General features: G+C 71.8%; 26 protein-coding genes. 17 read left to right on the top strand and 9 right to left on the bottom strand.

Features of this window, described 5'->3' with window-relative positions:
* Positions 1-122 precede the first annotated feature (122 nt).
* The gene (locus ACLIN4_RS06800; RefSeq protein WP_411576741.1) at positions 123-2597 is read left to right on the top strand and encodes an alpha-L-arabinofuranosidase C-terminal domain-containing protein; all 2475 of its coding nucleotides are present in this window, start codon (positions 123-125) and stop codon (positions 2595-2597) included.
* Positions 2598-2622: 25 nt separating this feature from the next.
* Here the strand turns inward: ACLIN4_RS06800 and ACLIN4_RS06795 are convergent, their stop codons facing one another.
* On the bottom strand, positions 2623-3822 hold the full coding sequence (locus ACLIN4_RS06795; RefSeq protein WP_411575579.1) for a hypothetical protein: 1200 nt from the start codon (positions 3820-3822) through the stop codon (positions 2623-2625).
* Positions 3823-3964: 142 nt separating this feature from the next.
* Here ACLIN4_RS06795 and argC point away from each other — a divergent pair, with 142 nt between their 5' ends.
* From argC to ACLIN4_RS06770, 5 genes are read left to right on the top strand one after another with little or no spacing between them, the layout of a single operon-like run.
* Positions 3965-4993, top strand: coding sequence for an N-acetyl-gamma-glutamyl-phosphate reductase (gene argC / locus ACLIN4_RS06790; protein WP_307653067.1), 1029 nt, complete (start codon positions 3965-3967; stop codon positions 4991-4993).
* Positions 4990-6141, top strand: coding sequence for a bifunctional glutamate N-acetyltransferase/amino-acid acetyltransferase ArgJ (gene argJ, locus ACLIN4_RS06785; protein WP_307653068.1), 1152 nt, complete (start codon positions 4990-4992; stop codon positions 6139-6141). The genes argC and argJ overlap by 4 nt, the downstream gene beginning before the upstream one ends.
* Positions 6138-7040 carry an acetylglutamate kinase gene (gene argB / locus ACLIN4_RS06780; protein ID WP_100049127.1) on the top strand — a complete coding sequence of 301 codons (903 nt, stop codon included), beginning with the start codon at positions 6138-6140 and terminating at the stop codon, positions 7038-7040. Before argJ ends, argB begins: the two co-directional genes overlap by 4 nt.
* A gap of 32 nt (positions 7041-7072) precedes the next feature.
* Entirely contained in the window at positions 7073-8281 is a 1209-nt protein-coding gene (locus ACLIN4_RS06775) for an acetylornithine transaminase (RefSeq protein ID WP_107479478.1), read from the top strand.
* A 7-nt stretch (positions 8282-8288) separates the two neighbouring features.
* The gene (locus ACLIN4_RS06770) at positions 8289-8828 is read left to right on the top strand and encodes an arginine repressor (RefSeq protein ID WP_100049129.1); all 540 of its coding nucleotides are present in this window, start codon (positions 8289-8291) and stop codon (positions 8826-8828) included.
* Between the two features lie 228 nt (positions 8829-9056).
* On the opposite strand, the gene ACLIN4_RS06765 is transcribed toward ACLIN4_RS06770, so the two are convergent.
* The 5 genes from ACLIN4_RS06765 to ACLIN4_RS06745 form a co-directional block, all read right to left on the bottom strand.
* Positions 9057-9794 (bottom strand): FAD:protein FMN transferase, encoded by a 738-nt coding sequence (locus ACLIN4_RS06765; protein WP_381913645.1) that lies wholly within the window; start codon positions 9792-9794, stop codon positions 9057-9059.
* Between the two features lie 55 nt (positions 9795-9849).
* Positions 9850-10626, bottom strand: coding sequence for an FMN-binding protein (locus ACLIN4_RS06760; RefSeq protein WP_411575578.1), 777 nt, complete (start codon positions 10624-10626; stop codon positions 9850-9852).
* Positions 10627-10653: 27 nt separating this feature from the next.
* Positions 10654-12036, bottom strand: coding sequence for a ferredoxin reductase family protein (locus tag ACLIN4_RS06755; RefSeq protein ID WP_307653070.1), 1383 nt, complete (start codon positions 12034-12036; stop codon positions 10654-10656).
* 117 nt (positions 12037-12153) lie between these two features.
* Positions 12154-12864 (bottom strand): L,D-transpeptidase family protein, encoded by a 711-nt coding sequence (locus ACLIN4_RS06750; protein WP_289909197.1) that lies wholly within the window; start codon positions 12862-12864, stop codon positions 12154-12156.
* A gap of 3 nt (positions 12865-12867) precedes the next feature.
* Complete coding sequence (locus tag ACLIN4_RS06745; RefSeq protein ID WP_100049133.1) at positions 12868-13455, bottom strand: pyridoxamine 5'-phosphate oxidase family protein; 588 nt, start codon at positions 13453-13455, stop codon at positions 12868-12870.
* 323 nt (positions 13456-13778) lie between these two features.
* Between ACLIN4_RS06745 and argH the strand changes: the two genes are divergently transcribed.
* The 4 genes from argH (at position 13779) to ACLIN4_RS06725 (ending at position 18437) form a co-directional block, all read left to right on the top strand.
* The gene (argH, locus tag ACLIN4_RS06740) at positions 13779-15206 is read left to right on the top strand and encodes an argininosuccinate lyase (RefSeq protein ID WP_307653072.1); all 1428 of its coding nucleotides are present in this window, start codon (positions 13779-13781) and stop codon (positions 15204-15206) included.
* An 83-nt stretch (positions 15207-15289) separates the two neighbouring features.
* On the top strand, positions 15290-16261 hold the full coding sequence (locus tag ACLIN4_RS06735) for an aldo/keto reductase (protein ID WP_107478372.1): 972 nt from the start codon (positions 15290-15292) through the stop codon (positions 16259-16261).
* Between the two features lie 94 nt (positions 16262-16355).
* On the top strand, positions 16356-16901 hold the full coding sequence (locus ACLIN4_RS06730; RefSeq protein WP_257101672.1) for a TetR/AcrR family transcriptional regulator: 546 nt from the start codon (positions 16356-16358) through the stop codon (positions 16899-16901).
* Positions 16902-16904: 3 nt separating this feature from the next.
* On the top strand, positions 16905-18437 hold the full coding sequence (locus ACLIN4_RS06725; protein WP_307653073.1) for an MFS transporter: 1533 nt from the start codon (positions 16905-16907) through the stop codon (positions 18435-18437).
* An 85-nt stretch (positions 18438-18522) separates the two neighbouring features.
* Here ACLIN4_RS06725 and ACLIN4_RS06720 read toward each other — a convergent pair whose 3' ends face one another.
* Entirely contained in the window at positions 18523-19194 is a 672-nt protein-coding gene (locus tag ACLIN4_RS06720; protein WP_100049552.1) for a lysophospholipid acyltransferase family protein, read from the bottom strand.
* A 406-nt stretch (positions 19195-19600) separates the two neighbouring features.
* On the opposite strand from ACLIN4_RS06720, the gene ACLIN4_RS06715 reads away from it, so the two are divergent.
* The 3 genes from ACLIN4_RS06715 to ACLIN4_RS06705 all read left to right on the top strand — a co-directional run bounded on the left by ACLIN4_RS06715 (position 19601) and on the right by ACLIN4_RS06705 (position 21900).
* Positions 19601-20776: a glycerophosphodiester phosphodiesterase gene (locus ACLIN4_RS06715; RefSeq protein WP_107478375.1), complete on the top strand. Its 1176-nt coding sequence runs from the start codon at positions 19601-19603 to the stop codon at positions 20774-20776.
* A gap of 74 nt (positions 20777-20850) precedes the next feature.
* Positions 20851-21345, top strand: coding sequence for an RNA polymerase sigma factor (locus ACLIN4_RS06710; protein WP_100049227.1), 495 nt, complete (start codon positions 20851-20853; stop codon positions 21343-21345).
* Positions 21346-21402: 57 nt separating this feature from the next.
* Positions 21403-21900, top strand: coding sequence for a GNAT family N-acetyltransferase (locus ACLIN4_RS06705; protein ID WP_107478376.1), 498 nt, complete (start codon positions 21403-21405; stop codon positions 21898-21900).
* A 25-nt stretch (positions 21901-21925) separates the two neighbouring features.
* Here the strand turns inward: ACLIN4_RS06705 and ACLIN4_RS06700 are convergent, their stop codons facing one another.
* Entirely contained in the window at positions 21926-22342 is a 417-nt protein-coding gene (locus tag ACLIN4_RS06700; protein ID WP_107478377.1) for a hypothetical protein, read from the bottom strand.
* A 1-nt stretch (position 22343) separates the two neighbouring features.
* Positions 22344-22703 (bottom strand): hypothetical protein, encoded by a 360-nt coding sequence (locus ACLIN4_RS06695; protein ID WP_100049224.1) that lies wholly within the window; start codon positions 22701-22703, stop codon positions 22344-22346.
* Positions 22704-23322: 619 nt separating this feature from the next.
* On the opposite strand from ACLIN4_RS06695, the gene ACLIN4_RS06690 reads away from it, so the two are divergent.
* From ACLIN4_RS06690 to ACLIN4_RS06675, 4 genes are all read left to right on the top strand, one after another.
* The gene (locus ACLIN4_RS06690; RefSeq protein ID WP_179342517.1) at positions 23323-24375 is read left to right on the top strand and encodes a methionine ABC transporter ATP-binding protein; all 1053 of its coding nucleotides are present in this window, start codon (positions 23323-23325) and stop codon (positions 24373-24375) included.
* On the top strand, positions 24372-25109 hold the full coding sequence (locus tag ACLIN4_RS06685) for a methionine ABC transporter permease (protein WP_290014134.1): 738 nt from the start codon (positions 24372-24374) through the stop codon (positions 25107-25109). Before ACLIN4_RS06690 ends, ACLIN4_RS06685 begins: the two co-directional genes overlap by 4 nt.
* A 67-nt stretch (positions 25110-25176) precedes the next feature.
* On the top strand, positions 25177-26004 hold the full coding sequence (locus ACLIN4_RS06680; RefSeq protein ID WP_100049222.1) for a MetQ/NlpA family ABC transporter substrate-binding protein: 828 nt from the start codon (positions 25177-25179) through the stop codon (positions 26002-26004).
* Positions 26005-26130: 126 nt separating this feature from the next.
* On the top strand, positions 26131-26769 hold the full coding sequence (locus tag ACLIN4_RS06675) for a GNAT family N-acetyltransferase (protein ID WP_307653074.1): 639 nt from the start codon (positions 26131-26133) through the stop codon (positions 26767-26769).
* The last annotated feature ends 80 nt before the right edge of the window (positions 26770-26849 follow it).

Raw genomic sequence — 26849 nt, 5'->3', positions numbered from 1 at the left:
CCTGGTTGCCGCGCGACCCATTGACGCGCCTCCACCCCCTACCTATCTTGCCGTTCGAAGTGCTGACCAGTGTCCGATATTTCGAACGACCTAGTGAGAGCCGCGGAGTATCCATGTCATCCATGTCAGGCACCCGCTGGAGACTCGGTCTCGGTGTCACCGCCCTCCTGACGGCATCGGCCCTGCTGCCGTCCCCCGCGCACGCGGAGGCCGCCGCCGACTACACGATCACCGTCGACCCGTCCGCCCGGGGCGCCGCGATCGACGACACGATGTACGGCGTCTTCTACGAGGACATCAACCGGGCCGCCGACGGCGGCCTGTACGCCGAGCTCGTGCAGAACCGGTCCTTCGAGTACTCGACCGCCGACAACGCCTCGTACACACCGCTCACCTCCTGGACGGCCGACGGCACCGCCGAGGTGCTGAACGACGCCGGCCGCCTCAACGAGCGCAACCGCAACTACCTCTCCCTGGGCGCCGGTTCCTCCGTCGCCAACAGCGGCTACAACACCGGCATCCACGTGGAGAAGGGCGAGAAGTACGACTTCTCGGTGTGGGCCCGCGCCGAGAGCGGCACGACCCTCACCGTCACGCTCAGGGACGCGGCGGGCGCGCTCGCGAAGGTGCGCGAGGTCGCCGTCGAGGGCAAGTGGCGCAAGTACACCGCCACCTTCACCGCCACCCGCACCAGCAACCGAGGCCGCCTCGCCGTCGCCACCACCGCCCCGGCCTCCCTCGACATGGTGTCCCTCTTCCCCCGCGACACCTACAAGGGCCAGCCCAACGGCCTGCGCAAGGACCTCGCCGAGAAGATCGAGGCCCTCAGCCCCGGCTTCCTGCGCTTCCCCGGCGGTTGCCTGGTCAACACCGGCTCCATGGAGGACTACAGCGAGGCGAGCGGCTGGGAGCGCGAGCGCAGCTACCAGTGGAAGGACACCATCGGCCCCGTCGAGGAGCGCGCCACCAACGCCAACTTCTGGGGCTACAACCAGAGCTACGGCCTCGGCTACTACGAGTACTTCCGCTTCGCCGAGGACATCGGCGCCATGCCGCTGCCCGTGGTCCCCGCCCTGGTCACCGGCTGCGGCCAGAACAGGGCCACCGACGACGACGCGCTGCTGAAGCGGCACATCCAGGACACCCTGGACCTCATCGAGTTCGCCAACGGCCCGCGCACCAGCGAGTGGGGCGCCAAGCGCGCCGAGATGGGCCACCCCAAGCCCTTCGGCCTCACCCACATCGGCGTCGGCAACGAGGAGAACCTGCCCCAGGAGTTCATGGCCCGCTTCAAGGAGTTCCGCGCCGCCATCGAGGCCGAGTACCCGGACATCACCGTCGTCTCCAACTCCGGCCCGGACGACTCCGGAGCGACCTTCGACACCGCCTGGCAGCTCAACCGCGAGGCCGGCGTCGACATGGTCGACGAGCACTACTACAACAGCCCGCAGTGGTTCCTGCAGAACAACGACCGCTACGACTCCTACGACAGGAACGGCCCCGAGGTCTTCCTCGGCGAGTACGCCTCCCAGGGCAACGCCTGGAAGAACGCGCTGTCCGAAGCCGCCTTCATGACCGGTCTGGAGCGCAACGCGGACATCGTCAAGCTCGCCTCCTACGCCCCGCTGCTCGCCAACGAGGACTACGTGCAGTGGAGCCCGGACATGATCTGGTTCAACAACCACGCGTCCTGGGGCTCGGCCAACTACGAGGTCCAGAAGCTCTTCATGAACAACACCGGCGACCGGGTCGTCCCGTCCACGGCGACCGGCACCCCGGCCGTCAGCGGCCCCATCACCGGAGCGGTCGGCCTGTCGACGTGGGCGACCAGCGCGGCGTACGACGACGTGCGGGTGACGTCGGCGGACGGTGAGACCCTGCTGTCCGACGACTTCTCCGGCGACGCCTCGCGGTGGACCCACACCGGCGCCGGCTCCTGGGCCGTCCAGGACGGCGCGTACGTCCAGACCGACACCGCCGCCGAGAACACCATGGTCACGGCGGGCGACCCGGCCTGGAAGGACTACGACCTGCACGTCAAGGCCACCAAGAAGTCCGGCAACGAGGGCTTCCTGATCGCCTTCGGCGTCAAGGACACCGGCAACTACTACTGGTGGAACCTGGGCGGCTGGAACAACACCCAGTCCGCCGTCGAACAGGCCTCGGACGGCGGCAAGTCGACGCTCCTGACGAAGGCCGGCTCGATCGAGACGGGCCGCGCCTACGACATCGACATCAAGGTGCGGGGCCGCCAGGTCACCCTCTACCTCGACGGGAAGGAGTGGGGCAGCTTCACCGACGACAAGCCGGCCGAGCCGTTCCGCCAGATCGTCACGGAAGACGAGCGCACCGGCGAGCTGATCGTCAAGGTCGTCAACGCCCAGGACACGCCGGCCCGTACGGCGGTCGACCTCGGCGGCGCGAAGGTCGCCCCCAAGGCCCGCGTCACCACGCTGGCCGCCGACCAGGACGCGGTCAACACGGAGACGGACACCCCGGTCACGCCGGTGAAGTCCACCTTCTCGGGCGTGGCGAGCGAGTTCAGCTACACCTTCCCGGCGAACTCGGTGACGTTCCTGCGGATCAGGCAGCGGTAGCCGACCGGGCGGGCCTGGGGCGGCCTCACCAGTACGCGCGGTCGTCCCAGGCCTCGAACCCGGCGAACTCCAGCGGGTCGTCCTCCTCGTCCGGGCCGGCCAGCCCGTGGGTGACGAGACGGCCGCGCTGCCAGGCGACGAGGGTGTCGACCAGGCCGCCCTCCAGCGGCGCCCCCTGCGGGGCGTGGCGCGGCCAGACGACCAAGGGCCACCCGTCGGGGTCGTCGCCCTCGGTGAGCCAGCCGAGGTGGTCGGCGTCGATGGAGTTGGCGAAGGGCAGGAAGCCGCCGGGCTCGGGCCAGAGGGCGAGCGGGTACTCCTCCGGGTACCCGTCCTGGAGGGAGCGGTACGCCCCCAGCACCTTCTCCACATGGGTGACGAAGCGCCGCTCGCCGGTCCGCAGGGGCGTCAGGAAGCGCAGCCACTGGCTCCAGCAGCCGGCGCCGTAGACGTCCATCAGCCGCGTGTACTCGCCCGGCAGCCGCGTACCCAGCTCCGCGAACAGTCCGTCCCAGGTGCCGCCGCCGAGATACGGGTGCTCGGGCGGCGGCGACAGCAGACGCAGGGCGGCCTGCCCGGTGCCGGTCTCCAGGGCGGCCCGCAGCTCCTCGGCGGTGAGCCGGGGCGCGGCGGGCTCGGGCGGCGTCCAGGGGGCGGCCGTGGGCAGGAAGGCGGTCCGGGCGACGCTGCCGGGGAGCGGGCCCATCAGCGGGCCGGGCGGCGAGGGCAGCTCCCAGCCGTCGCGGACGGCGTGCCGCAGGTACTCGGTGAGGGTGAGGTCGTACGCGTGCCAGTCCCGCAGTCCACTGCCCGGCACCGGGCCCTGGTGCCGCACGACGACGGTCCACTCGTCCGGGTCGGCGGAGACGGACGTGTCCCAGAAGAGCGTGTCGGAGCCACGGGTGACCCCCCAGGCCAGGAGCCCGCCCGGCTCGGGGTGGATCGCGTGGCGCTCCGCCTCCGGGAGGTCCCGCGCCTCGATCCGCGCCCCGCGGTGCGTCTCCCGCAGCCACTGTCCGTAGTCGAACCGGCCTTCCTGCACGCAGGGCACGTGGATCCAGAAGAACTCGCCGAAGTCCAGCGGCCCGTACCGGTCGGCGAGCCGCTTGTACTCACCCGGCAGCCGGACCCCGAGCCACTCCTCGACGGCTGCCCAGTCCACGGCCACGGGAGCGGGCGGCCGCTCGCCGTCGGGTTCGGTGAAGTCGGCGAGATCGACGGTCACACGGTCCTCCGGTGCACTGTGGTGATCGGCTGCGAAGCCCGCCGATCATCTCCCACGGTCACCGGTGGCAGGGGAAGCACCCCGCCAATTGCATAAACGTGCAGCGATACGTATAGTCATGCCATCAAGGATGGAGGATGTCATGGCGGTACGTGCGGCGGTGGCCGGAGCGAGTGGGTACGCGGGCGGTGAGCTGCTGCGTCTGCTGCTCGCACACCCCGAGGTCGAGATCGGCGCCCTGACCGGCAACTCCAACGCGGGACAGAAGCTCGGCGCGCTGCAGCCGCACCTGCTGCCGCTGGCCGACCGGGTGCTGGAGCCGACGACGCCCGAGGTGCTCGCCGGGCACGATGTCGTGTTCCTCGCGCTGCCGCACGGGCAGTCCGCCGCCGTCGCCGAGCAGCTCGGCCCGGACGTGCTGGTGATCGACATGGGCGCCGACTTCCGGCTGAAGGACGCCGGCGACTGGGAGAGGTTCTACGGCTCCCCGCACGCCGGCACCTGGCCCTACGGCCTCCCCGAACTGCCGGGTGCCCGCGCCGCGCTGGAGGGGTCCAAGCGTGTCGCGGTTCCCGGTTGCTACCCGACCGCCGTCTCCCTGGCGCTCTTCCCGGCGTACGCCGCCGCGCTCGCCGAGCCCGAGGCCGTGATCGTCGCCGCCTCCGGCACCTCCGGCGCGGGCAAGGCGGCCAAGCCGCACCTGCTGGGCAGCGAGGTCATGGGCTCCATGTCGCCGTACGGCGTCGGGGGCCTGCACCGGCACACCCCCGAGATGATGCAGAACCTCGGCGCGGTGGCGGGGGAGCCGGTCAGCGTCTCGTTCACGCCGACCCTCGCGCCGATGCCCCGGGGCATCCTCGCCACCTGCACCGCCAAGGCGAAGCCCGGCGTCACCGCCGAGACCGTCCGCGCCGCCTACGAGAAGGCCTTCGCCGACGAGCCCTTCGTGCACCTGCTGCCCGAGGGCCAGTGGCCCGCGACCGCGTCCGTCCACGGTTCCAACGCCGTATCGGTGCAGGTCGCGTACGACGACGCCGCCGGCCGCATCATCGCCATCAGCGCCATCGACAACCTGACCAAGGGCACCGCGGGCGGTGCCGTCCAGAGCATGAACCTCGCCCTCGGTCTCGACGAGACCACCGGACTGACGACGATCGGAGTCGCGCCGTGAGTGTGACGGCAGCAAAGGGATTCACGGCGGCGGGCATCGCCGCCGGGATCAAGGACAGCGGGAACCCCGACCTGGCCCTCGTGGTCAACAACGGCCCCCGACGCGCCGCCGCCGGTGTCTTCACCTCCAACCGCGTCAAGGCCGCGCCGGTCCTGTGGTCCGAGCAGGTGCTCAGGAGCGGGCATCTGTCCGCCGTCGTCCTCAACTCCGGCGGTGCCAACGCCTGCACCGGCCCCAAGGGCTTCCAGGACACCCACGCCACCGCCGAGAAGGCCGCCGAGGTGCTCGGCGTGGGCGCGGGCGAGGTCGCCGTCTGCTCGACGGGACTGATCGGCGTACTGCTCCCCATGGACAAACTGCTGCCGGGCGTCGAGACCGCCGCCGGTCAGCTCTCCGAGCACGGCGGCGAGAAAGCCGCGATCGCCATCAAGACCACCGACACCGTGCACAAGACCTCCGTCGTCACCAAGGACGGCTGGACCGTCGGCGGCATGGCCAAGGGCGCCGGCATGCTCGCGCCGGGCCTCGCCACCATGCTCGTCGTCCTGACCACCGACGCCGACCTGGAGGCCGACGCCCTGGACAGCGCGCTGCGCGCCGCCACCCGGGTCACCTTCGACCGGGTCGACTCCGACGGCTGCATGTCGACCAACGACACGGTGCTGCTGCTCGCCTCCGGCGCCTCCGGCGTCACCCCGGCCCACGACGACTTCGCCGAGGCCGTCCGCACCGTCTGCGACGACCTCGGGCAGCAGCTCATCCGGGACGCCGAGGGCGCCAGCAAGGACATCAAGGTCGAGGTCGTGAACGCCGCGACCGAGGACGACGCCGTCCAGGTGGGCCGCACCATCGCCCGCAACAACCTCCTCAAGTGCGCCATCCACGGCGAGGACCCCAACTGGGGCCGCGTGCTCTCCGCGATCGGCACCACCTCCGCCGCCTTCGAGCCGGACCGCCTCAACGTCGCCATCAACGGCGTCTGGGTCTGCAAGAACGGCGGCGTCGGCGAGGACCGCGAACTGGTCGACATGCGCTACCGCGAGGTCCACATCGTCGCCGACCTCGCCGCCGGCGACGCCACGGCCACCATCTGGACCAACGACCTCACCGCCGACTACGTCCACGAGAACAGCGCGTACAGCTCATGAGTACGACGAGGAAGCACACCGCGCTCCCCAAGGCCCAGATCCTCATCGAGGCGCTGCCCTGGCTGACCCGCCACCACGGCAAGACCGTCGTCATCAAGTTCGGCGGCAACGCCATGATCGACGAGGACCTGAAGGCCGCCTTCGCCCAGGACGTCGTCTTCCTGCGCCACGCCGGCCTCAAGCCCGTCGTCGTGCACGGCGGCGGCCCGCAGATCAGCAAGGCGCTCGACAAGGCCGGCATCGTCAGCGAGTTCAAGGCCGGGCTGCGGGTCACCACCGAGGACGCCATGGACGTCGTACGGATGGTGCTGGCCGGGCAGGTCCAGCGCGAGCTGGTCGGACTGCTCAACCAGCACGGACCGCTCGCCGTCGGCCTCACCGGCGAGGACGCGCACACCATCACCGCCACCAAGCACCGGCCCGAGATCGACGGCGAGTCCGTCGACATCGGACGGGTCGGCGAGATCACCGAGATCGACACCGGCGCCATCGAGGCGCTGCTCGCCGACGGCCGCATCCCGGTCGTCTCCTCGATCGCCCGTTCCCAGGACGACGGACATGTCTACAACGTCAATGCTGATACGGCGGCTGCGGCACTCGCTGCGGCACTCGGCGCCGAGACTCTCATGGTCCTCACCGACGTCGAGGGCCTGTACGAGGACTGGCCGAACTCGGACGAGGTGATCAGCCGTCTCACCGCCGCCCAGCTGGAGAAGCTCCTGCCCGAGCTGTCCAGCGGCATGGTGCCGAAGATGGAGGGCTGCCTGCACGCCGTACGCAACGGCGTGACCACCGCCCGCGTCATCGACGGCCGGGTCCAGCACTCGATCCTGCTGGAGATCTTCACCGACGAGGGCATCGGCACGATGGTCGTGCCGGACGGACAGGGGGAGTCGTGAGCAACACCGGGGGACCGAACACAGGGGAAGCCGTGGGCAACGAAGAGCTGACCGGGCGCTGGCAGGGCGCGCTGATGAACAACTACGGCACGCCACGCCTGCCCCTGGTGCGCGGCGAGGGCTCGCGGGTCCGGGACGCCGACGGCAAGGAGTACCTGGACTTCGTCGGCGGCATCGCGGTCAACGCGCTCGGCCACGCCCACCCGGCGGTGGTCGACGCGGTGAGCCGCCAGATCGCCTCCCTCGGCCACGTCTCCAACCTCTTCATCGCCGAGCCGCCCGTCGCGCTCGCCGAACGGCTGCTCCAGTGCTTCGGCCGCGACGGCAAGGTCTTCTTCTGCAACTCCGGCGCCGAGGCCAACGAGGGCGCCTTCAAGATCGGCCGGCTGACCGGGCGGCCGCACATGGTCGCCACCGACGGCGGCTTCCACGGCCGGACCATGGGCGCCCTGGCGCTGACCGGCCAGCCCGGCAAGCAGGCGCCCTTCCTGCCGCTGCCCGGCGACGTCACGCACGTCCCGTACGGCGACCCGCAGGCGCTGGCCGCCGCGGTCACCGAGGAGACAGCCCTGGTGATCATCGAGCCGATCCAGGGCGAGAACGGCGTCGTCGTCCCGCCCCCCGGCTACCTGAAGGCCGCCCGCGCCATCACCGCCGCCACCGGCGCGCTGCTCGTCCTGGACGAGGTGCAGACCGGCGTCGGCCGGACCGGGCACTGGTTCGAGTACCAGGCGCACGAGGGCGTCCTGCCGGACGTCGTCACCTTGGCCAAGGGCCTCGGCGGCGGGCTGCCGCTCGGCGCGACCGTCGCCTTCGGCCGTGCCGCCGAACTCCTCCAGCCCGGTCAGCACGGCACGACCTTCGGCGGCAACCCGGTCGCCTGCGCCGCCGGCCTCGCCGTCCTCGACACCATCGCGGACGAGGGGCTGCTGGACAACGTCAAGCGGCAGAGCGAGAAGATCCGCGGCGCGGTCGAGGCGCTGGGCCACCCGTTGATCGCCCACGTCCGGGGCGCCGGACTCCTCCTGGGTATCGTGCTCACCGAGCCGCTCGCGCCCCAGGTGCAGCAGACGGCTCAGGACGCCGGAATCCTGGTGAACGCGCCCGCCCCCGATGTCGTACGGCTGATGCCGCCGCTGAACCTCGGCGACGACGTGGTGGACGCGTTCCTCCGGGCACTGCCCGGCATCCTTGACCAAGCCGCCGACGCGGCCCACGGGGACGGACGATCCGGAGAATGAGACGACGATGAGCCAGGCGCAGGAGCACGAGCAGACCGCTGGGCCTGCCGTACCGCAGACCCGCACCGCACGCCACCGCCGGATCGTGGACATCCTCAACCGGCAGGCGGTGCGCTCGCAGAGCCAGCTCGCGAAGCTGCTCGCCGACGACGGGCTGACCGTCACGCAGGCGACGCTCTCCCGGGACCTGGACGAGCTGAACGCGGTCAAGATCCGCAACAACGACGGCGACCTCATCTACGCGGTGCCCAGCGAGGGCGGTTTCCGCACCCCGCGGGCGCCGCTCGGGGAGTCGGCGAAGGAGGAGCGGATGCGGCGGCTCTCCGCGGAGCTGCTGATCTCCGCCGAGGCGTCGGCGAACCTCGTGGTCCTGCGCACCCCTCCGGGGGCGGCGCAGTTCCTCGCCTCGGCGATCGACCAGGCGGAGCTGCACGACATCCTGGGGACGATCGCGGGTGACGACACGTTGCTGCTGATCAGCAGGGAGCCGACGGGTGGGCAGGCGTTGGCGGATCATTTGCTGAGGCTGGCTCAGAACGGGGGCTGAGCGCTGCGCGGCTTGCACCGGCGCGGTCGGGTGCGGGTGGTCGGTGGCTGGTCGCGCGGTTGCCCGCGCCCCTGGGGATCGCGGCGAGGCCGGCCACAGCGCCGGCGCCCCCCAGCTGCGGGCAGTCGTGCCTCCCCCAGTGCCTGAACGGCCTGGGAGGTGCCCCCATGGGCGGCACGGGTGGGCGCAGCGGCACCCGCCGACGCGGCGAGTGACAACGCCGGTACCTCAGCCCAAACGAGCCGCCAGCCCACCCGTGCACCGCACCTCGCCCCCCGCCGTCACCAGCAGCCCCTCCACCCCGTCCAGCGACTCCAGCCACCGCAACCCCTCCCGCACCCCCCTCGCGAACGCCGCCGTGGCCCAGCAGTCCGCCCACGTCAGCCGGGCCGCCACCACCGTCACCGACACCAGGTCGGTCACCGCGGGCCGCCCCGTGCGCGGATCGACGATGTGCGCGCCCCGCTCCGCCGAGCCGGACGTCGCCACGGCCAGCTCCCGCGCCCCCGCCGCCGACACGACCGCCGCGAGCCCACCCGGACGCAGCGGGTCCGACACACCGACCCGCCACGGCCGCCCCGTCCCCGGCGTACCGAGCAACTGAACGTCCCCGCCCCCGTTGACGCTGACGCCCGTCGCACCGGCCGCCGCGACCCGCCGGGCGGCGCACTCCACGGCCCAGCCCTTGACGATCCCGGTCGGATCCAGCCGCCCCCGGTACGCCGTGCTGAACCAGCCGTCGCTCACCCGCTCCGCCTCCGCGGCCAGCTCAAGCACCTCGGCGACCTCGGGCACGCACCGGGCGAGTGTCGTCTCACCGCGCGCCAGCCGGGAGACCTCGCTGTCCTCCCGGTAGGTGCTGAACACCTCGTCGACCCGGCGCAGTTCCGCCGCCGCCTCGTCCAGTGCGGCCCGTACGGCCGCGGGTTCCCCGCCGCGGACGTCGAAGGAGAAGACGGTCCCCATCGTCTCCTCCACCCGGCGCACCGCGGCGGGAGCCTGTGCGGACCCGGCCACGGGGTCAGCCACCGGCCTTGTCCAGCGCGGACTGCAAGGACTGCTTGTAGCCGGCGCTGGTGTAGGTGGCGCCGGAGACGGCGTCGATGTCGGCGCTGCCCGCGGCGACGGCGGCCCGGTTGAGTTCGGGTACGGCGTCGGCGGTGACCTGGTCGCTCTGCCCGCCCCTGGGCGCCCGCACCGCCTCCGCGCCCGTGATCTTCCCGCCGCTGACGGTGACACGGACCTGCACGGGCCCGTACTGGGTCTGCGCGACGGAACCGGTGAGCGTCCGCGTGCCCTGGCCGCCCCCTCCGCCCGCACCCGCGCCCGCGCCCTGCCCGTCGGACCCCGCCGCCTCCGCCACCTTGTCCAGCGCGGACTGCAAGGACTGCTTGTAGCCGGCGCTGGTGTAGGTGGCGCCGGAGACGGCGTCGATGTCGGCGCTGCCGGCGGCGACGGCGGCCCGGTTGAGTTTGGGTACGGCGTCGGCGGTGACCTGGTCGCTCTGTCCGCCCTCGGGCGCCCGCACCGCCTCCGCGCCCGTGATCTTCCCGCCGTTCACCGTGAGCCGGACCTGCACGGGCCCGTACTGGGTGTCGGCCGCGTCACCGGTGACCGTGCCGGCGCCCGCGCCCCGGCCGCCCTGCGGCGACTGCGCGGCCACCGGCGGGGCCGCGCCGCCCGCCGCCGAGGCGGAGCCCGGGTCGGACGCCGGTTTCAGCGACAGCAGCAGCACGATCCCGGACACGGTCGCGGCGCCGGCGAGCACGGCACGCCGAACGGGGTGGCTTTTCCTCATCTGTCCTGGACTCCTGATGTCCGTCGCTCACATCTCGAACGACTCGTGATGGATACGGCGGGCGGGGACTCCCGCGCCGCGCAGTGCCTCGTACACCGACTGGGCGAAGCCGGGTGGCCCGCACAGGAAGACGTCGTGGCGCTCGACGTCCGGGATCTTGCGGCTCAGCGTTTCCGCGGAGATGTCGGGGCGTTCCCCGTCCGGGCTGTTGACCGCGTACATCAGCCGGGCCCCGCGCTCGTCGGCGATCCCGGCGAGCTCGTCCCACAGCGCCAGGTCCTGGGTGCTGTTGGCCCGGTAGAGCAGGGTGATGTCGCCGGACGCGCCGGGCAGCGTCTCGAAGAGCGCCCGCATCGGCGTGATCCCCACCCCGCCCGCCACCAGCAGCACCTTGCCGCGGCTGCGGCGCTGCGCGGTCAGGGCGCCGTACGGGCCCTCCGCCCACACCCGGGTGCCGGGCTCCAGCTCGCGCAGCCGGGCGCTGTGGTCGCCGATCGCCTTCACGGTGATCCGCAGCATGTCCGGTCGCGGCGCTGCCGACAGCGAGTACGGGTGGGAGCTGAACCGCATCCCCGGTGCCAGGAACCGCCAGCGGAAGAACTGCCCCGCCTCCGCGCCCATCCGGTGCAGTCTGCGTCCGCCGATCAGCACCGACACGATGCCGGGCGTCTCCTCGATCACCGCCTCGACCCGCATCCGGTGCCGCAGGTTGAGGCGGAGGGGGGTCAGGACGCGGTACCAGAGCACGAGCGCGGTCACCGACCCGTACAGGGCGTACCAGACGGTCGCGGCGACCGGCTCGACGGCGAAGTCGTTCCCGGTGGTCAGCTGGTGCCAGAAGGTCAGGAACACCGCCACGTAGGTGAGCAGGTGCACGTGGTACCAGGCGTCGTACGGGATGCGGCGGCGGACCGGGCCGGCGGACAGCAGGCCGATGAGGACCAGCAGCCCGGTGCCGACGGCGGCCTTGCCCATGTCCGGCAGCTGGTTCACGGAGCTGATCGTCTGCTGCACGACGTCGCCCAGACCCTTGCCGGCCTGGGCGGCGTACCCCCACATGATGAGGAAGACGTGGGCGAGGACCAGGCAGAGGGTGTAGCGGCCCGTCATGGCGTGCCAGCGGGCGACCCGGTCGGAGCCCACCCGCCGCTCGAGCGCCGGCACGCGTGCCATCTGGAGCACCACCAGCGCCATCAGGTACCCGGCGAGCAGGCCCGTGATCCGGCCCGCGTTCAGGATCATGCCGCTCCGGTCGGAGATGGCGGGCGTGTTGCGCCACCACAGCCACAACACGCCCGCCGCGCCCGCCCACACGGCGAGCAGCAGGGGGACGGCGGGGGAGCGGCGCGGACGGATGCGCCGCATCGTCTGACGGCGGGCGGCACGGCCGCCGGCGAGCGTGGTGGTCACGGTTCCTCCGTGGGACTTGACCCTTGGCCCACAGATACGCGCCGTGCCGGCCGAGCGTTCAGCGTCCCCCGGCAGCGCCGTCGCCGTTGAAGGGCGTCCGACCGCCGTCGTCGTCGTTCAGTACCGCGTGATCGCCGTCGCCCCGCCCGAGGTGCCGATGGCGATGTGCGGACGTCGCGACGGCTCAGCCCACCGCAGGATGCGCCGCATCGCCTCCGCGGGCACCGACACGCAGCCCGCCGTCGCCCCGCGCCCGTCCACGTGCAGGAAGATGCCCGCGCCGCGGCCGCGCACCGGGCGGTGGTAGTTGAAGCCGACGACCAGCGCGTGGGCGTACTGCTCCGTGTAGGTGATCAGGTGCTCGGCCTCGGTGGCGCGGCAGTCGGCGGGGCGGGGTTCGGTCCAGCGGTTGTAGGCGCGGGAGGCGTTGTCCTGGCACCACCAGGAGTTCTCGCGGACCGGGCGGTACCGGTAGGCCGTCCCGCGCGGCGCGGGCTCGATGCCGAAGGCGTACGGCAGGTCGTACAGGCCGGTCGGGGTGGTGTTCGTGCCCTGTTCGCGCGTCGCTCCGTCGGTCAGCCCGCCCGCGCCGAAGCGGGCCGGCGCGGAACCGGCCTTCACCCACCGACCGCCGCCCCCGCGCTCCCACCAGGTCACCCGGCCGCCGGTCGAGCCGGTGCCCGGCGCGACCGCGGTGATCAGCTGGGTGCCGCCGCCGGTGTCCGCCATCCGGGCCGGCAGCGGCCGTGGACCGGACTCGCCGGCGGGCGCGGCACCGGGCACGAGCAGGGACGCGGAGAGGAGGGCGGCGACGACACCGGGGCGCATGGCTCAGACGGTAGAGGGGGGCAGCGGCAACGGCAGCCCGGGAAGGCCGTCCAGGCTCGTCGCGATGTGCTCCTTCTTGGTGAAGTAAGCGCTGAGCGAGGCGTCGTCCTCGCGGGCGAAACGCTTGCCGTGCAGGTCCCGGTCCGACTCGTACGCCATGAAGGGGACCGCGTAGCCGCAGGAGTCCCGGACGAGGTCGGCGGTCACGACGATGACGGCGCGCAGCCCGTGCGCGCTCGGGTCGATGTCCGGGAAGTGGGTGAGCAGTTCCGGGAAACGGGGGTCGTCGCGGAAGACCGGCTCGCCGCGGCCGTGCACCCGGACGATGTTCGGCGGCCCCTGGAAGGCGCACCACATCAGGGTGATCCGCCCGTTCTCACGCAGGTGGGCGATGGTCTCGGCGGTGGATCCGGCGAAGTCGAGGTAGGCCACGGTGAGTTCGTCGAGGACGGCGAAGCTGCCCGTGAGGCCCTTGGGGGACAGGTTGACCGTGCCGTCGCCGGACAGCGGCGCGGTGGCGGTGAAGAAGAGGGGCTGTGCCTCTATGAAGGTGCGGAGCCTGCCGTCTATGCGTTCGTAAGTCTTTCCCATGTCTAACGATTATGGGTGGCGGTCGTACGCCTGTCCGGGAATCCGGTCGGCGGTCCCGCCATCCGGACGCGAACCCTGGCAGGCTGTGCCCGCACCCGCACCCGCGCCCCCACCCGCACCGGGCGAAGCCGTGGCCGTCCCGGCCGGCGTTCCACGGGGCGGCCACGGCGACTGCGCCCGGCCAGGGGTACGGGCGTACGGCCCCGCGCATTCAACCGGTCACCGAATTGACGAATCATGCAGTGCTCTGCATACTCATGCATACCACCGGAGGCAACCGTGCGGAAGCGGTGGCACATCGACGGCCTTGAGGAGCGACCCAAGTGAGCAGCAACAGCGGTGACGTCCGGCTCTGGGGCGGCCGTTTCGCCGACGGTCCCGCCGAGGCGCTGGCGAAGCTGTCCGCGTCCGTCCACTTCGACTGGCGGCTCGCGCCCTACGACATCGCCGGCTCGCGTGCCCACGCGCGCGTGCTGCACAAGGCGGGGCTGCTCACCGAGGACGAGCTGACCCGGATGATCGCCGGACTCGACCGGCTGGAGTCCGATGTCGCCGACGGTTCCTTCACCGGCACCATCGCCGACGAGGACGTCCACACCGCCCTGGAGCGGGGGCTGCTGGAACGCCTCGGCCCCGACCTCGGCGGCAAGCTGCGCGCCGGCCGGTCCCGCAACGACCAGGTGGCGACCCTCTTCCGGATGTACCTGCGGGACCACGCCCGGATCGTCGGCGGCCTGATCGCCGACCTCCAGGACGCGCTGATCGGCCTCGCCGAGGCCCACCCGGACGTGGCGATGCCCGGCCGCACCCACCTCCAGCACGCCCAGCCGGTGCTCTTCGCCCACCACGTCCTCGCCCACGTCCAGGCGCTCGGCCGGGACGCGGAGCGGCTGCGCCAGTGGGACGAGCGCACGGCCGTGTCGCCGTACGGCTCGGGAGCGCTCGCGGGCAGCAGCCTCGGCCTGGACCCGGAGGCGGTCGCCGCGGACCTCGGCTTCGAGCGCGGCAGCGCCGGCAACTCCATCGACGGCACGGCCTCCCGCGACTTCGTCGCCGAGTTCGCCTTCATCACCGCGATGATCGGCGTCAACGTCTCCCGGATCGCCGAGGAGATCATCATCTGGAACACGAAGGAGTTCTCCTTCGTCACGCTGCACGACGCGTTCTCCACCGGCTCGTCGATCATGCCGCAGAAGAAGAATCCGGACATCGCCGAGCTGGCCCGCGGCAAGTCCGGCCGCCTCATCGGCAACCTGACCGGCCTGATGGCCACCCTCAAGGCCCTCCCGCTCGCGTACAACCGCGACCTCCAGGAGGACAAGGAGCCGGTCTTCGACTCCATCGACCAGCTGGAGATCCTGCTCCCCGCCTTCACCGGCATGATGGCCACCCTCACCGTGCACCGCGAGCGGATGGAGGAGCTGGCCCCGGCCGGGTTCTCGCTCGCCACCGACATCGCCGAGTGGCTGGTGCGGCAGGGCGTGCCGTTCCGCGTCGCGCACGAGGTGGCCGGCGAGTGCGTGAAGGTCGCCGAGGCCGAGGGCAAGGAGTTGGACGAGCTGACCGACGAGCAGTTCGCCAAGATCTCCGCCCACCTCACCCCCGAGGTCCGCGGCGTCCTGAACGTTCCCGGCGCCCTCGCCTCCCGCAACGGCCGCGGCGGTACGGCGCCCAGTGCCGTCGCCGTCCAGCTCGCCGAGGTGAAGGAAGACGTGGCCGCCCAGCACGCGTGGGCGAACGCCAAGAAGTAGCACCCTGTGTGCCCGAGGGGCATCGCGGTTACGTTGGTCAACAGCTTCAGCAGCTCAGCAGCCGACCGAACGGAGCCCCCGCGATGCCCTTCGCCCGCCTGGCCGCGGCGACCACCCCCACCTGCCACATCGGACTGGGTCTCGCCGCCGTCGGCCGCCCCGGCTACATCAACCTCGGCCGCGACCGGGACCTGCCGGCCGACCGCACCGTCGAGGCGATGCGCGAACGCACCCACGACCTCCTCGACGCCGCCTACGCCCAGGGCGTGCGCTACTTCGACGCCGCCCGCTCCTACGGCCGCTCGGAGGAGTTCCTGGCCGGCTGGCTCCGGGAACGCCCCGACGTCGACGACGTCGTCGTCGGCAGCAAGTGGGGCTACACCTACACGGCCGACTGGTCCGCCGACGCCGAGCAGCACGAGGTCAAGGACCACGGTGTCGCCACGTACGAGCGCCAGCGCGCCGAGAGCGACGCCCTGCTCGGCGACCGGCTGGACCTGTACCAGATCCACTCGCTCACCCCCGACAGTCCGGCCCTTACCGACAAGGACCTGCACGCGAAGCTGGCCGAGGCCGCCGCGCGCGGCGTCAGCGTCGGCTTCTCCACCAGCGGCCCCGCCCAGGCCGACGCCATTCGCGCGGCGCTCGCCGTGACCGTCGACGGCGAACCCCTCTTCCGCACCGTGCAGTCGACGTACAACATGCTGGAGACCTCCGCCGGGCCCGCGCTCGCCGAGGCGCACGACGCCGGACTCACCGTGATCGTCAAGGAGGGCATGGCCAACGGCCGCCTCGCGGAGCCGCACGCGCCCGAGGCGCTGAAGGCGGTGGCGGAGGAGACGAGCCTGGGCTGCGACGCGGTCGCCCTGGCCCTGATCCTGCGGCAGCCCTGGACCGGCGTGGTCCTCTCCGGCGCGGCGACCGTCAACCAGCTCGGCTCGAATCTGCACGCCGCCGTGGTCGACCTCGACGACGACCAGGTGGCGCGCCTCGGCGCACTCGTCGAGGACCCGCAGGCGTACTGGGAGCGGCGCGGGCAGCTGCGCTGGCACTGAACCTCGCCTCGTCGAGGCCGTGACTGACCCTGAGAGGTGAGTCACTCATGCCCAGCGTGAGACAAGAATGTCTCATGTGCGTTATCGTTGTCTCATGGCCGTCGATCGAGAACAGGTACTGCGCAGCGCCGCGGCCCTGCTGACCCGGAAATCCACCGCGACCATGGACGAGGTCGCCAGGGCCGCCGGGATCAGCCGGGCCACGCTCCACCGGCACTTCGCCGGACGCGACGCCCTCGTCCGGGCGCTGGAAGAACTCGGCATCGCCGAATGCGAGGCCGCCCTGGAGGCGGCCCGCACGGACGACGGACCGGCGGCCGACGCGGTGCGCCGGCTCGTGCGCGAGATCGAACCCGCCGCCGCGCTGCTCGCCTTCCTCTACACCGAGAACCAGCTGTTCGAGGGCGAGGAGCAGAACGCGGGCTGGGCCCGCATCGACGCCGCGCTCACCGACCTGTTCCGCCGGGGCCAGGAGAGCGGGGAGTTCCGCATCGACCTCACCCCGGCCTGGCTCACCGAGGCCCTCTACGGCCTGCTGGGCGCCGGCGCCTGGGCCGTGGCCGAGGGCCGCGTGGCCCGCAACGACTTCAACCACATGATCGTCGAGCTGCTGCTCGGCGGCGCACTTCGGAGAGAGTGAACCATGACCCGCACCCTGCAGTCGGCGCAGTCCACCGAGGCGGTGAAGCGCCCCGGCCGCTGGCTGGCGCTGTCCGTCCTCGTGCTGGCCGTACTGCTGGTGGCCGTCGACGCGACCGTGCTCGGTCTCGCGACCCCCTACATCAGTGAGGACCTCGCCCCCTCCGGCACCCAGCTGCTGTGGATCGGCGACGTCTACTCCTTCGTCATCGCCGGTCTGCTCGTCTCCATGGGCAGCCTCGGCGACCGCATCGGCCGCAAGCGGATCCTGCTCATCGGCGCCACGGCGTTCGGCGCGATCTCCGTCCTCAACGCCTACGCGCACACCCCCGAGCTGATGATCGTCGCCCGGGCCCTGCTCGGCGTCGCGGGCGCCACCCTGATGCCCGCCACCCTCGCCCTGATCCGCAACCTCTTCCACGACCCGCGCGAGCGCAGTCTCGCCGTCGGCATCTGGGGCGCCGCGGCCTCGGCCGGCGCGGCGGTCGGCCCGGTCGTCGGAGGCTTCCTGCTGGAGCACTTCTGGTGGGGCTCGGTCTTCCTCATCAACCTGCCCGTGATGGCCGTCCTGGTCGTCGTCGGCGTCAAGCTGCTGCCGGAGTCGCGCAACCCGAACCCGGGTCCGTGGGACCTGCTCAGCGTCGTGCTCTCGCTGGTCGGCATGGTCGGTGTCGTGTACGCCGTCAAGGAGGCCGCCGCGCACGGGTTCGCGTGGGCCACGCTCGCCGCGGGCCTGCTGGGCGCCGCCGCGCTCTACGGCTTCGTCCGCCGCCAGCTGACCATGCCGACCCCGCTGCTCGACATGCGGCTGTTCCGCAGCCGCGGCTTCAGCGGCGCGGTCCTGGCCGACCTGCTGACCATCCTCGGCCTGTCCGGGCTGGTGTTCTTCCTCTCCCAGTACCTGCAACTGGTGCAGGGCAGGAGGCCGTTCGAGGCGGGCCTGGCCGAACTGCCCGCCGCGATCGGCGCGGTGGTGGCGGGCCTGATCGCCGGTCGCGCCGCCCGGCGCTACTCGGTCCGCGCGGTCGTCTCCGGCGGACTGGCCGCCGTGGGCCTCGCGCTGGCCGCGCTGACCGTCATCGGCCAGCACACCGGGTACCCGCTGCTCGGCGCCGCCCTGCTGGTCGTCGGCGTCGGCGCCGGACTCTCCTTCACCGTCACCGCCGACGTGATCCTCTCCAGCGTGCCCAAGGAGCAGGCGGGCGCGGCCTCCGCGGTCTCGGAGACGGCCTACGAACTCGGCGCCGCCCTCGGCATCGCCGTGCTCGGCTCCATCGTGACCGGCGTCTACCGCGACTTCACCGGCCCGGCCGACACCCCGGCCGCGGCCCACGAGTCACTGGGCGGCGCGGTGGAGGCCGCCGCGCACCTGCCGGACCGGTCGGCCGGGGCCCTGCTGGACGCCGCCCGCCAGGCCTTCGTCGACGGCCTGACCCTCGCGGCGGGCGTCGGCGCGACGGTCCTGCTGGCGGCTGCGGTGGCCGCCTGGTTCCTGCTGCGGGGGCAGCGCCTGGAGGACGGGGTGGAACACCCGTAGCCGTACGGCGGCCGAAGGGCCGGACACGTGGACGGCGGGCCGCTCACCGAGCGGCCCGCCGTCCGTATGCGTCAGTTCCGCGGCCCTACGCCGCCTTCGCCTTGCTCGCGTACATGTCCACGTACTCCTGGCCGGACAGCCGCATGACCTCGGTCATCACGGAGTCGGTCACGGCCCGCAGGACGTAGCGGTCGCGGTCCATGCCCTCGTAGCGGGAGAACTCCATCGCCTCGCCGAAGCGGACGGTGACCTTGCCCGGCCGGGGCAGGCCCGCGCCGCCCGGCTGGAGCTTGTCGGTGCCGATCATGGCGAAGGGTACGACGGGAGCGCCGGTCATCAGCGTGAGCCGCGCGATGCCGGTGCGGCCCCGGTAGAGGCGGCCGTCGGGGGAGCGGGTGCCCTCCGGGTAGATGCCGAAGATTCTTCCCTCGTCCAGCACCCGGCGGCCGGTCATCAGCGCCGCGACCCCGCCCCGGCCGCCGTCGCGGTCGACGGGGATCATGCCGACGCCGGTGAAGAACCAGGCCATCAGCCGGCCCTTGAGGCCCTTGCCGGTGACGTACTCGTCCTTGCCGATGAAGAAGACCTGCCGGTCGCAGACGAGCGGCAGGATCATCGAGTCGATGAAGGTGAGGTGGTTGCCGGCCAGGATCACCGGGCCGTCGCCCGGAATGTTCTCCACACCCTCCACCCGTGGGCGGAACATCAGGCGCATGATCGGACCGAGCACTGCCTTGATGAGCGCGAAGCGGGACAACGGGTCCTCCGGTGTCGGGGATGCGGTATGAGTCTGTGCAGGTGAGGACATTACTCGCGGCCCAGGGGGTCGCGCACGTCGGGTCACCCGGGCGTCACGCCGTGTTGACATGCGTTCACCTGCGGTGCAGGGGCGTTGCGCGGAGGTGACGGCTGCCCGGGATGTGAGGCAGCTCGCTTCCACGGGCTCGCGAACCACCGTCACGACGGGACTCGCGGCCACCGACCGAGTACCCCGGACCGTCGCTCCGAAGCCGACGGCACGTCACCCGTCCCGCCCCACCGGCCACTCCACGCCCGTACGACATCCCGACGCACCCGCGTGTTCCCGCCGCGGTCTCCCACCCGTCATGTACGCGCCCCTACGATCGGCCCGCACCGACGGTCAAAACGACAGGGAGGCCCTGATGGGAACGCAGGAGTCGGACGAGCAGACGGGCGGCACCGGACGGCGGGCGCTCCTCGGGGCGGCGGTACTCGGCGCGGGCGGAGCCGTACTGGGCCTGTCCGGCACGGCGAGAGCCGCCGACCCCCGGCACGGCGGCGGTCGCGGCGGCGGTGTGAAGGGCCTGCCCGTGCCGACGGTCATCGGCCACCGCGGCGCCAGCGGCCACCGCCCCGAGCACACCTTCGGCGCCTACGAACTCGCCCTCGACATGGGCGCCGACATCGTCGAGGCCGGCGACCTGGTCCCCACCAAGGACGGTCACCTGGTCTGCCGGCACGAGCCGGAGATCGGCGGCACGACGGACGTCGCCGACCACCCGGAATTCGCCGACCGCAAGCGCACCAAGCTGCTCGACGGGGTCTCCACCACCGGCTGGTTCACCGAGGACTTCACGCTCGCCGAACTCAAGACGCTCCGCGCCACCGAGCGCATCCCGGCCAACCGCCCGCACAACACCCTCTACGACGGCCGCTGGGAGATCCCCACCTTCGAAGAGGTGCTCCGCTGGCAGAACGAGCAGACCCGCAAGCGCGGCAAGCAGGTCTGGATCTACCCCGAACTCAAGCACCCCACCTACTTCCGCAAGCTGGGCCTCGGTACGGAGGAACGCCTCGCGCGGCTCCTGCGCAAGTACGGCAAGGACCGGAAGAACTCGCCCGTCATCATCCAGTCCTTCGAGCCCACCAGCATCCAGCGGATGAACAGGCTCGTCGGCAACCCGCTGGCCGTCCTGCTCTCCGGCGCCAAGAGCCGCCCCTGGGACTTCGTGGAGAACGGCGACCCGCGCACGACCGCCGACCTCATCACGCCCGAGGGCCTGAAGGAGATCGCCTCCTACGCGCAGGGCATCGGCCCGACCCTGGACCTGATCATCCCGAAGGACTCCGCCGGGCGGCTCACCGAGCCGACCACGCTGGTCCGCGACGCGCACCGCGCGGGCCTGATCCTGCACCCGTACACGATGCGCAACGAGAACCCGTTCCTGCCCGCGGACTTCCGCAAGGGCAGCGACCCCGACGCCTACGGCGACGTGTTCGGCGCGTTCCGGGCCTACTTCGCCACCGGCATCGACGGTGTCTTCACCGACCACCCCGACACCGGCGTGCTGGCCCGCGAGGACTTCGTCAACAGCTGAGCGCACAACCCCGGTTGGGGTGACCTTCGGCCGCCCGGGCAACCCGCCGCCCGGGCGGCCGCGTCGATCCGCATATGACACCCGACCTGGTCGCCTCCCTGCGCCCCCTGCTCACCGCCGAGGCCTCGGCCGAGGCATATGCGTCCGGAACCGAGCCCGGCGACCTGGAACAGGCCGTCTGGCTGCGCCTCCTCGAACGGCTGGAGGCCGAAGGGCCTCCCCGCGACCCCCACGGCTGGCTGCGCAGCGCGGTCCGCCACGAGGCCCGCCGCAGCCGCCGAACCAGCCGCGACGAGCGGCCGTACGAGACCGAACCCGCCTGCGCCGCCGAGCAGGAGCCGGAACAGCTCGCCCTGGCCGCCGCCCGCCGCCGTGCCCTGCGCGACGCCGTGCGCCGGCTCCCCGGCCGCTGCCCCCGGCTGATCGAGGCCCTGCTGTCACCGAAAGACCTCACATACCGGGAGATCGCGGGGGAGTTGGGTATCTCACAGGGCAGTCTTGGACCGGAACGTTCCCGATGTCTGGGATGTCTGCGTCGATTGCTGACGCCGGAGGTTGCGGCCCGCTGAGGACGGGGATAGGAGTGGGGGACCACAGCGGATCAGGTGAGCGGGAGGCATGCACACATGGGCATGAGCGTGACCATCTCGGCGGCGACCGAGCAGGATGCCGAGCAGATCTTCCGGCTGCAGTACCTCTGCTTCCAGAGCGAGGCGGCGCTGTACGGCAACTACCGCATCGACCCGCTCGTCCAGACCCTCGACTCCGTGCGCGAGGAGGTCGCCGGCGACTGCGTCTTCGTCGCGCGGCTCGGCGACGAGGTCGTCGGCTCGGTGCGCGGGCGGGTGACCGAGGACGGGGCCGCGTCCATCGGCAAGCTCTGCGTCCACCCCCGGCTCCAGGGGCACGGCATCGGCGCGCGGCTGCTGCGGGCCGCGGAGTCGGCGCTCGCCGAGGAGCGCGGCGCCAAGCGCTTCCGCCTGCACACCGGGCACCGCAGCGAGAGCAACCTGCGGCTGTACCGGCGGGTCGGCTACGAGACGGTGGGGACCGCGCAGGGCGCGGACGGCGTACCCATGATCGTCCTGGAGAAGGCGGCCGGGGCCTACGCGACCACCGCCTGAGCGGCCCGCGCCACCGGGCCCGCCGTTACGCGGCGCGGGCCCGGCGCAGCCAGTACAGGGCCGACAGCGGCAGCAGCACCGGGATGAACAGGTAGCCCATCCCGAAGTCCGACCACACGGTCGCGTCGGGGAAGGCGGACGGCTCCACCAGCGTCCAGGTGCCCACCGCGAGGACGCCCACCAGCTCGGCGGCGCAGCACACCAGCGCCGCCTTGCGGGCCGTCTCGCCACCGCGCACCAGGGTGTAGGTGATGAAGCCGTAGACGACACCCGCGAGCGCCGAGAGCGTGTAGGCGAGCGGCGCCCGGTCGAACTCGGTCGCGATCTGGTACACCGAGCGCGACACCGCGCCGACGACCATCACCCCGTACAGCCACACCAGCAGGATGCCCGGGCCGCTGATCAGCCGCTGCCGGCCAGCCCGCTCTTCCGCCGCCGCCATCTCAGCCTCCCCAGATGTCAAAGAGCCGCACCTCGAGGACGGCGAGGACGACGCCGCCGGCCGCCACCGTCACCGAACCCCAGCGGGTGCGCTCCGCCAGCGACATGAAGCCCGCCGCCGGGACGCAGGCGAAGGCGCCCAGGAGATACGCCACGAAGATCGTGGTGCCCTGCTCCGGCTCCTCGCCCCGCGCCAGCAGCACGATCCCCGCGACCAGCTGGATCAGTGCCAGCACCGAGACCACGGCCATGCCGATGAAGTGCCAGTCCTTCGTCGGCTGGTCACGGTAGGCCGCCCAGCCGCACCAGGCGGCGAGCAGCAGCGCGGCGACGCCGGTCACCAGCATCAGGACGTCAAGCATGGCGCCGACCCTATTACGCCCCGGGAACCCCGCCGCCTCCGGCCCCGCCCGCACCGCCCCGCCCCGTACGCGTCCACCGTGGCGTTGGCCACAGACCGCCGGCCGCCGGACCCGCACCCCGCACGGCGGTCACCGACGCGCACGCCTTGTCGGCACTGGTCCTTCGCACCGGAGACCGGGGCCGGTGCCCCGTCCCGGCAGCGGCCCCGGCGTCCGGTCACCGCCCACGGCTGTCCAGCATCCGGACAGCCGTCTCCGGTCAGGACCGTCCGTCTGCTTTACTGATCGCATGAGCACGACGAGCGACCGCACCCCTGCGACCGAGGCGACGATGACGCCCGGTGCTCGTTGTATGTGTCGAATGTGCGCCTTCTAGAGGGCCCCTGCACCACCTGAGCCTCGCGCCCCGAAGCGAGCGCCCGCTCGAGTCCGTCCCCGCGCCCCGCGCCCGCGGCCGGGCCACGCCCCGCGCACACGTTTCTCCCCGGTTCACCGCCACCGCGCATCGCCACCGCGAGAACCGTGCCGCGTTCCGAAGGTCCCCAGAACCCCGAAGAACAACGCCCCCGTGCCCGGCGCACACCAGCGCGCCGCGCACTCGACAGTGACGGAAACCCACGTGATCACCACATCGGGCCTGACCAAGGTCTACCGCTCCCGCGGCCGCGAGGTCACCGCCCTGGACGGCGTCGACCTGCACGTCCGCGAGGGCGAGGTGTACGGCGTCATCGGCCAGTCCGGCGCCGGCAAGTCCTCGCTCATCCGCTGCGTCAACCTCCTGGAGCGCCCCACCGCCGGCACGGTCACCGTCGCCGGTCAGGACCTCACCGCGCTGGCGGGCCGCGGCCCCCGCGCCGGCAAGGAACTGCGGCAGGCGCGCAGCCGTATCGGCATGGTCTTCCAGCACTTCAACCTGCTCTCCTCCCGGACCGTGCAGGACAACATCGAGCTGCCGCTGGAAATCCTCGGCAAGACGGGGAAGGAACGTTCCCGCAAGGCGCTCGAACTGCTCGACCTGGTAGGACTCGCCGACAAGGCCAAGTCCTACCCCGCCCAGCTCTCCGGGGGACAGAAGCAGCGGGTCGGCATCGCCCGCGCCCTGGCCGGCGACCCCAAGGTGCTCCTCTCCGACGAGGCCACCAGCGCCCTGGACCCGGAGACCACCCGCTCCATCCTCCAGCTGCTGCGCGACCTGAACCGGCAGCTCGGACTGACCGTCCTGCTCATCACCCACGAGATGGACGTCGTCAAGAGCATCTGCGACTCGGCCGCCCTCATGGAGAAGGGGCGCATCGTCGAGTCCGGCACCGTGAGCGACCTGCTCGCGACGCCCGGCTCCGAACTGGCCGCCGCCCTCTTCCCGGTCGGCGGCGACCCGTCCGGGGACGACCGCACCGTCCTCGACGTCACCTTCCACGGCGAGGCCGCCACCCAGCCGGTCATCTCCCAGCTCTCCCGTACCTACAACATCGACATATCGATCCTGGGTGCCGCCATCGACACCGTCGGCGGACTCCAGGTCGGCCGCATGCGCATCGAACTGCCCGGCCGCTACGAGGACAACGTCGTACCCGTCGGCTTCCTGCGCGAGCAGGGCCTCCAGATCGACGTGGTGAACCACGACGCGGTCGGCGACGACCAGCCGCAGCTGGTGAAGGAAGGTGCCAAGTGACCTGGTCCGAGATGCAGCCCCTGCTCGAGCAGGCCGGTCAGGAGACCCTGATCATGGTCGGCTGGTCCACCCTGATCGCGGTCGTCGGCGGACTCCCGCTCGGCATCCTGCTGGTCCTCACCGACAAGGGCGGCCTGCTGCAGAACACCGTGGTGAACAAGGTCATCGGGCAGGTCGTGAACATCGGCCGCTCGCTGCCGTTCATCATCCTCATGGTCGCGCTGATGAGCTTCACCCGCTGGGTCACCGGCACCACCATCGGCAGCGAGGCCGCGATCGTGCCGCTCGCCATCGGCGGCATCCCCTTCTTCGCGCGCCTGGTCGAGACGGCCGTCCGCGAGGTCGACGGCGGACTCGTCGAGGCCGTCCAGGCCATGGGCGGCAACACCTGGACCGTGGTCCGCAAGGTCCTGGTCCCCGAGGCGCTCCCGTCGCTGATCGCGAGCACCACGACCACGATCATCGCCCTCATCGGCTACTCCGCCATGGCCGGCACCGTCGGCGGCGGCGGCCTCGGCGACCTCGCCGTCCGCTACGGATACAACCGCTTCGAGTCCGGCCTGATGTGGGTCACCGTCGCGATCCTCGCCGTCGCCATCTCGCTCATCCAGTTCGCCGGCGACGCCACCGCCCGCGCCCTGCACCGCCGCGGCGGACGCTCAGGAGCCGCCCCCCGGCTGCGGCTGCTGAAGGCCGAGGAGCCCGCCACGGCCGAGGTGAGCAAGGTCGCCTGAACGACCGCCCCCAAGACTCCCCGTATTACCCGAGACGGGGTCGCACCACCAAGGAAAGGCACTTTTCGTGCGTAACACCGCCAAGATCACCACCGCCGTCCTCGCCGTCGGAGCCCTCACCCTCGGGCTGTCCGCCTGCGGCTCGGACAAGGACGCCGCCTCCGACACCTCCGGACCGCTGGTCGTCGCCGCCAGCCCCGTCCCGCACGCCGAGATCCTCAACTACGTCAAGGACAACCTGGCGCAGAAGGCGGGCCTCGACCTGGAGGTCAAGGAGGTCACGGACTACGTCACGCCGAACACCTCCACGGAGGACGGCTCGGTGGACGCCAACTTCTTCCAGACCACCCCGTACCTCGACGACTTCAACAAGAAGCGCGGCACCCACATCGTGTCCGTCGTCGACGTGCACCTGGAGCCCCTCGGCCTGTACTCGAACAAGGTCGACAAGGCCGCGGACCTGAAGAACGGTGCGACCGTCGCCGTCCCGAACGACACCGTCAACGAGGGCCGCGCCCTCCAGCTGCTCGCCGCGAACGGCCTCATCACCCTCAAGGACGGCGTCGGCACCACGGCGACCCCCGCGGACATCACGAAGAACCCGAAGAACCTCGAGTTCAAGGAGCTGGAGGCGGCCACCACGCCGCGCTCCCTGGACGACGTCGACGCCGCGGTCGTCAACGGCAACTACGCCATCGAGGCCGACCTCAAGCCGGCCGAGGACGCTCTGGTCCTGGAGTCCGCCAAGGACAACCCGAACAACAACCTCCTCGCCGTCAAGGAGGGCAAGGAGGACGACCCGCGGGTGAAGAAGCTCGCGAAGCTCCTCACCTCGCCCGAGGTGAAGAAGTTCATCGAGGACAAGTACGACGGCGCCGTGCTGCCCTCGTTCTGACCCCCTCCACCCGCACACGGGGTCCGCTCCACCGGAGTGGACCCCGTGGTGCGGTTGAGTGCTTTCATGCTGCATGCTGGGCAGTTCGAGCAGGCCCTGACGGTTACACAGGTTACGGAGCGGCGCATGACGAGCACCTTCCCCAACATCTCCATCAGCACGGAGCGGTTGGTGCTGCGCCCCCTCGACGTGGACGACGTCGCCGCTCTCGCCGCCATGATGAACGACGAGCAGGTCGCCGCCTGGACCCACGTCCCGCAGCCCTTCACCGAGCAGCACGCCCGCACCTGGATCGGCGACCGCGCCCCCGCCGAGCGCACGGCGGGACGGGGACTCGACCTCGCCGTCACCGAGTTCCTCACCCAGCGCCTGGTCGGCGTCATCCAGCTCACCAAGACCAACTGGCACGTGAGGTCCACCGAGATGTCGTACATCGTCGCCCCCTGGGCGCGCGGCGAGGGTTATGCGTCCGAGGCGGCGCTCGCCACCGCCCAGTGGCTCTTCGGCGACCAGAAGTTCGAGCGCGTCGAGCTGCGCACCGCCGCCGACAACACCGCCTCCCAGCAGGTCGCCCAGAAGATCGGCTGCATCAGCGAGGGCGTCCTGCGCAACGCCTGCATAGCCCGCGTCCGCACCGACGACGAGGTGTGGACGGACGTACGCACCGACTTCATCGTGTGGAGCCTCCTGCCGGAGGACCTCGAAGGAGCGGCCGGGTCGCTGTCCGAGGACGGCGGTTTCGGCACCTTCCCCGACTGGAACTGATCCATGGGGCCGGCGGCGCCGACGCCCCGCCCCGAGTCCGCAGCGGGTACCCTCACGGGGCGCACCCGCGAACGGTTCCG

It is taken from the genome of Streptomyces mutabilis (assembly GCF_046628145.1).
In the GTDB taxonomy this organism is placed as follows: domain Bacteria; phylum Actinomycetota; class Actinomycetes; order Streptomycetales; family Streptomycetaceae; genus Streptomyces; species Streptomyces mutabilis.
The sequence above is the reverse complement of the archived record's forward strand: the minus strand, read 5'-3'. Positions and strand labels throughout refer to the sequence as shown.

Coding starts and splice junctions, on each gene's coding strand:
- ACLIN4_RS06800 (WP_411576741.1), top strand. CDS start 123: ATGTCAGGCACCCGCTGGAGACTCGGTCTCGGTGTCACCGCCCTCCTG.
- argC (WP_307653067.1), top strand. CDS start 3,965: ATGGCGGTACGTGCGGCGGTGGCCGGAGCGAGTGGGTACGCGGGCGGT.
- argB (WP_100049127.1), top strand. CDS start 6,138: ATGAGTACGACGAGGAAGCACACCGCGCTCCCCAAGGCCCAGATCCTC.
- ACLIN4_RS06770 (WP_100049129.1), top strand. CDS start 8,289: ATGAGCCAGGCGCAGGAGCACGAGCAGACCGCTGGGCCTGCCGTACCG.
- ACLIN4_RS06765 (WP_381913645.1), bottom strand. CDS start 9,794: ATGGGGACCGTCTTCTCCTTCGACGTCCGCGGCGGGGAACCCGCGGCC.
- ACLIN4_RS06760 (WP_411575578.1), bottom strand. CDS start 10,626: ATGAGGAAAAGCCACCCCGTTCGGCGTGCCGTGCTCGCCGGCGCCGCG.
- ACLIN4_RS06750 (WP_289909197.1), bottom strand. CDS start 12,864: ATGCGCCCCGGTGTCGTCGCCGCCCTCCTCTCCGCGTCCCTGCTCGTG.
- ACLIN4_RS06745 (WP_100049133.1), bottom strand. CDS start 13,455: ATGGGAAAGACTTACGAACGCATAGACGGCAGGCTCCGCACCTTCATA.
- ACLIN4_RS06735 (WP_107478372.1), top strand. CDS start 15,290: ATGCCCTTCGCCCGCCTGGCCGCGGCGACCACCCCCACCTGCCACATC.
- ACLIN4_RS06730 (WP_257101672.1), top strand. CDS start 16,356: ATGGCCGTCGATCGAGAACAGGTACTGCGCAGCGCCGCGGCCCTGCTG.
- ACLIN4_RS06725 (WP_307653073.1), top strand. CDS start 16,905: ATGACCCGCACCCTGCAGTCGGCGCAGTCCACCGAGGCGGTGAAGCGC.
- ACLIN4_RS06715 (WP_107478375.1), top strand. CDS start 19,601: ATGGGAACGCAGGAGTCGGACGAGCAGACGGGCGGCACCGGACGGCGG.
- ACLIN4_RS06710 (WP_100049227.1), top strand. CDS start 20,851: ATGACACCCGACCTGGTCGCCTCCCTGCGCCCCCTGCTCACCGCCGAG.
- ACLIN4_RS06705 (WP_107478376.1), top strand. CDS start 21,403: ATGGGCATGAGCGTGACCATCTCGGCGGCGACCGAGCAGGATGCCGAG.
- ACLIN4_RS06700 (WP_107478377.1), bottom strand. CDS start 22,342: ATGGCGGCGGCGGAAGAGCGGGCTGGCCGGCAGCGGCTGATCAGCGGC.
- ACLIN4_RS06695 (WP_100049224.1), bottom strand. CDS start 22,703: ATGCTTGACGTCCTGATGCTGGTGACCGGCGTCGCCGCGCTGCTGCTC.
- ACLIN4_RS06675 (WP_307653074.1), top strand. CDS start 26,131: ATGACGAGCACCTTCCCCAACATCTCCATCAGCACGGAGCGGTTGGTG.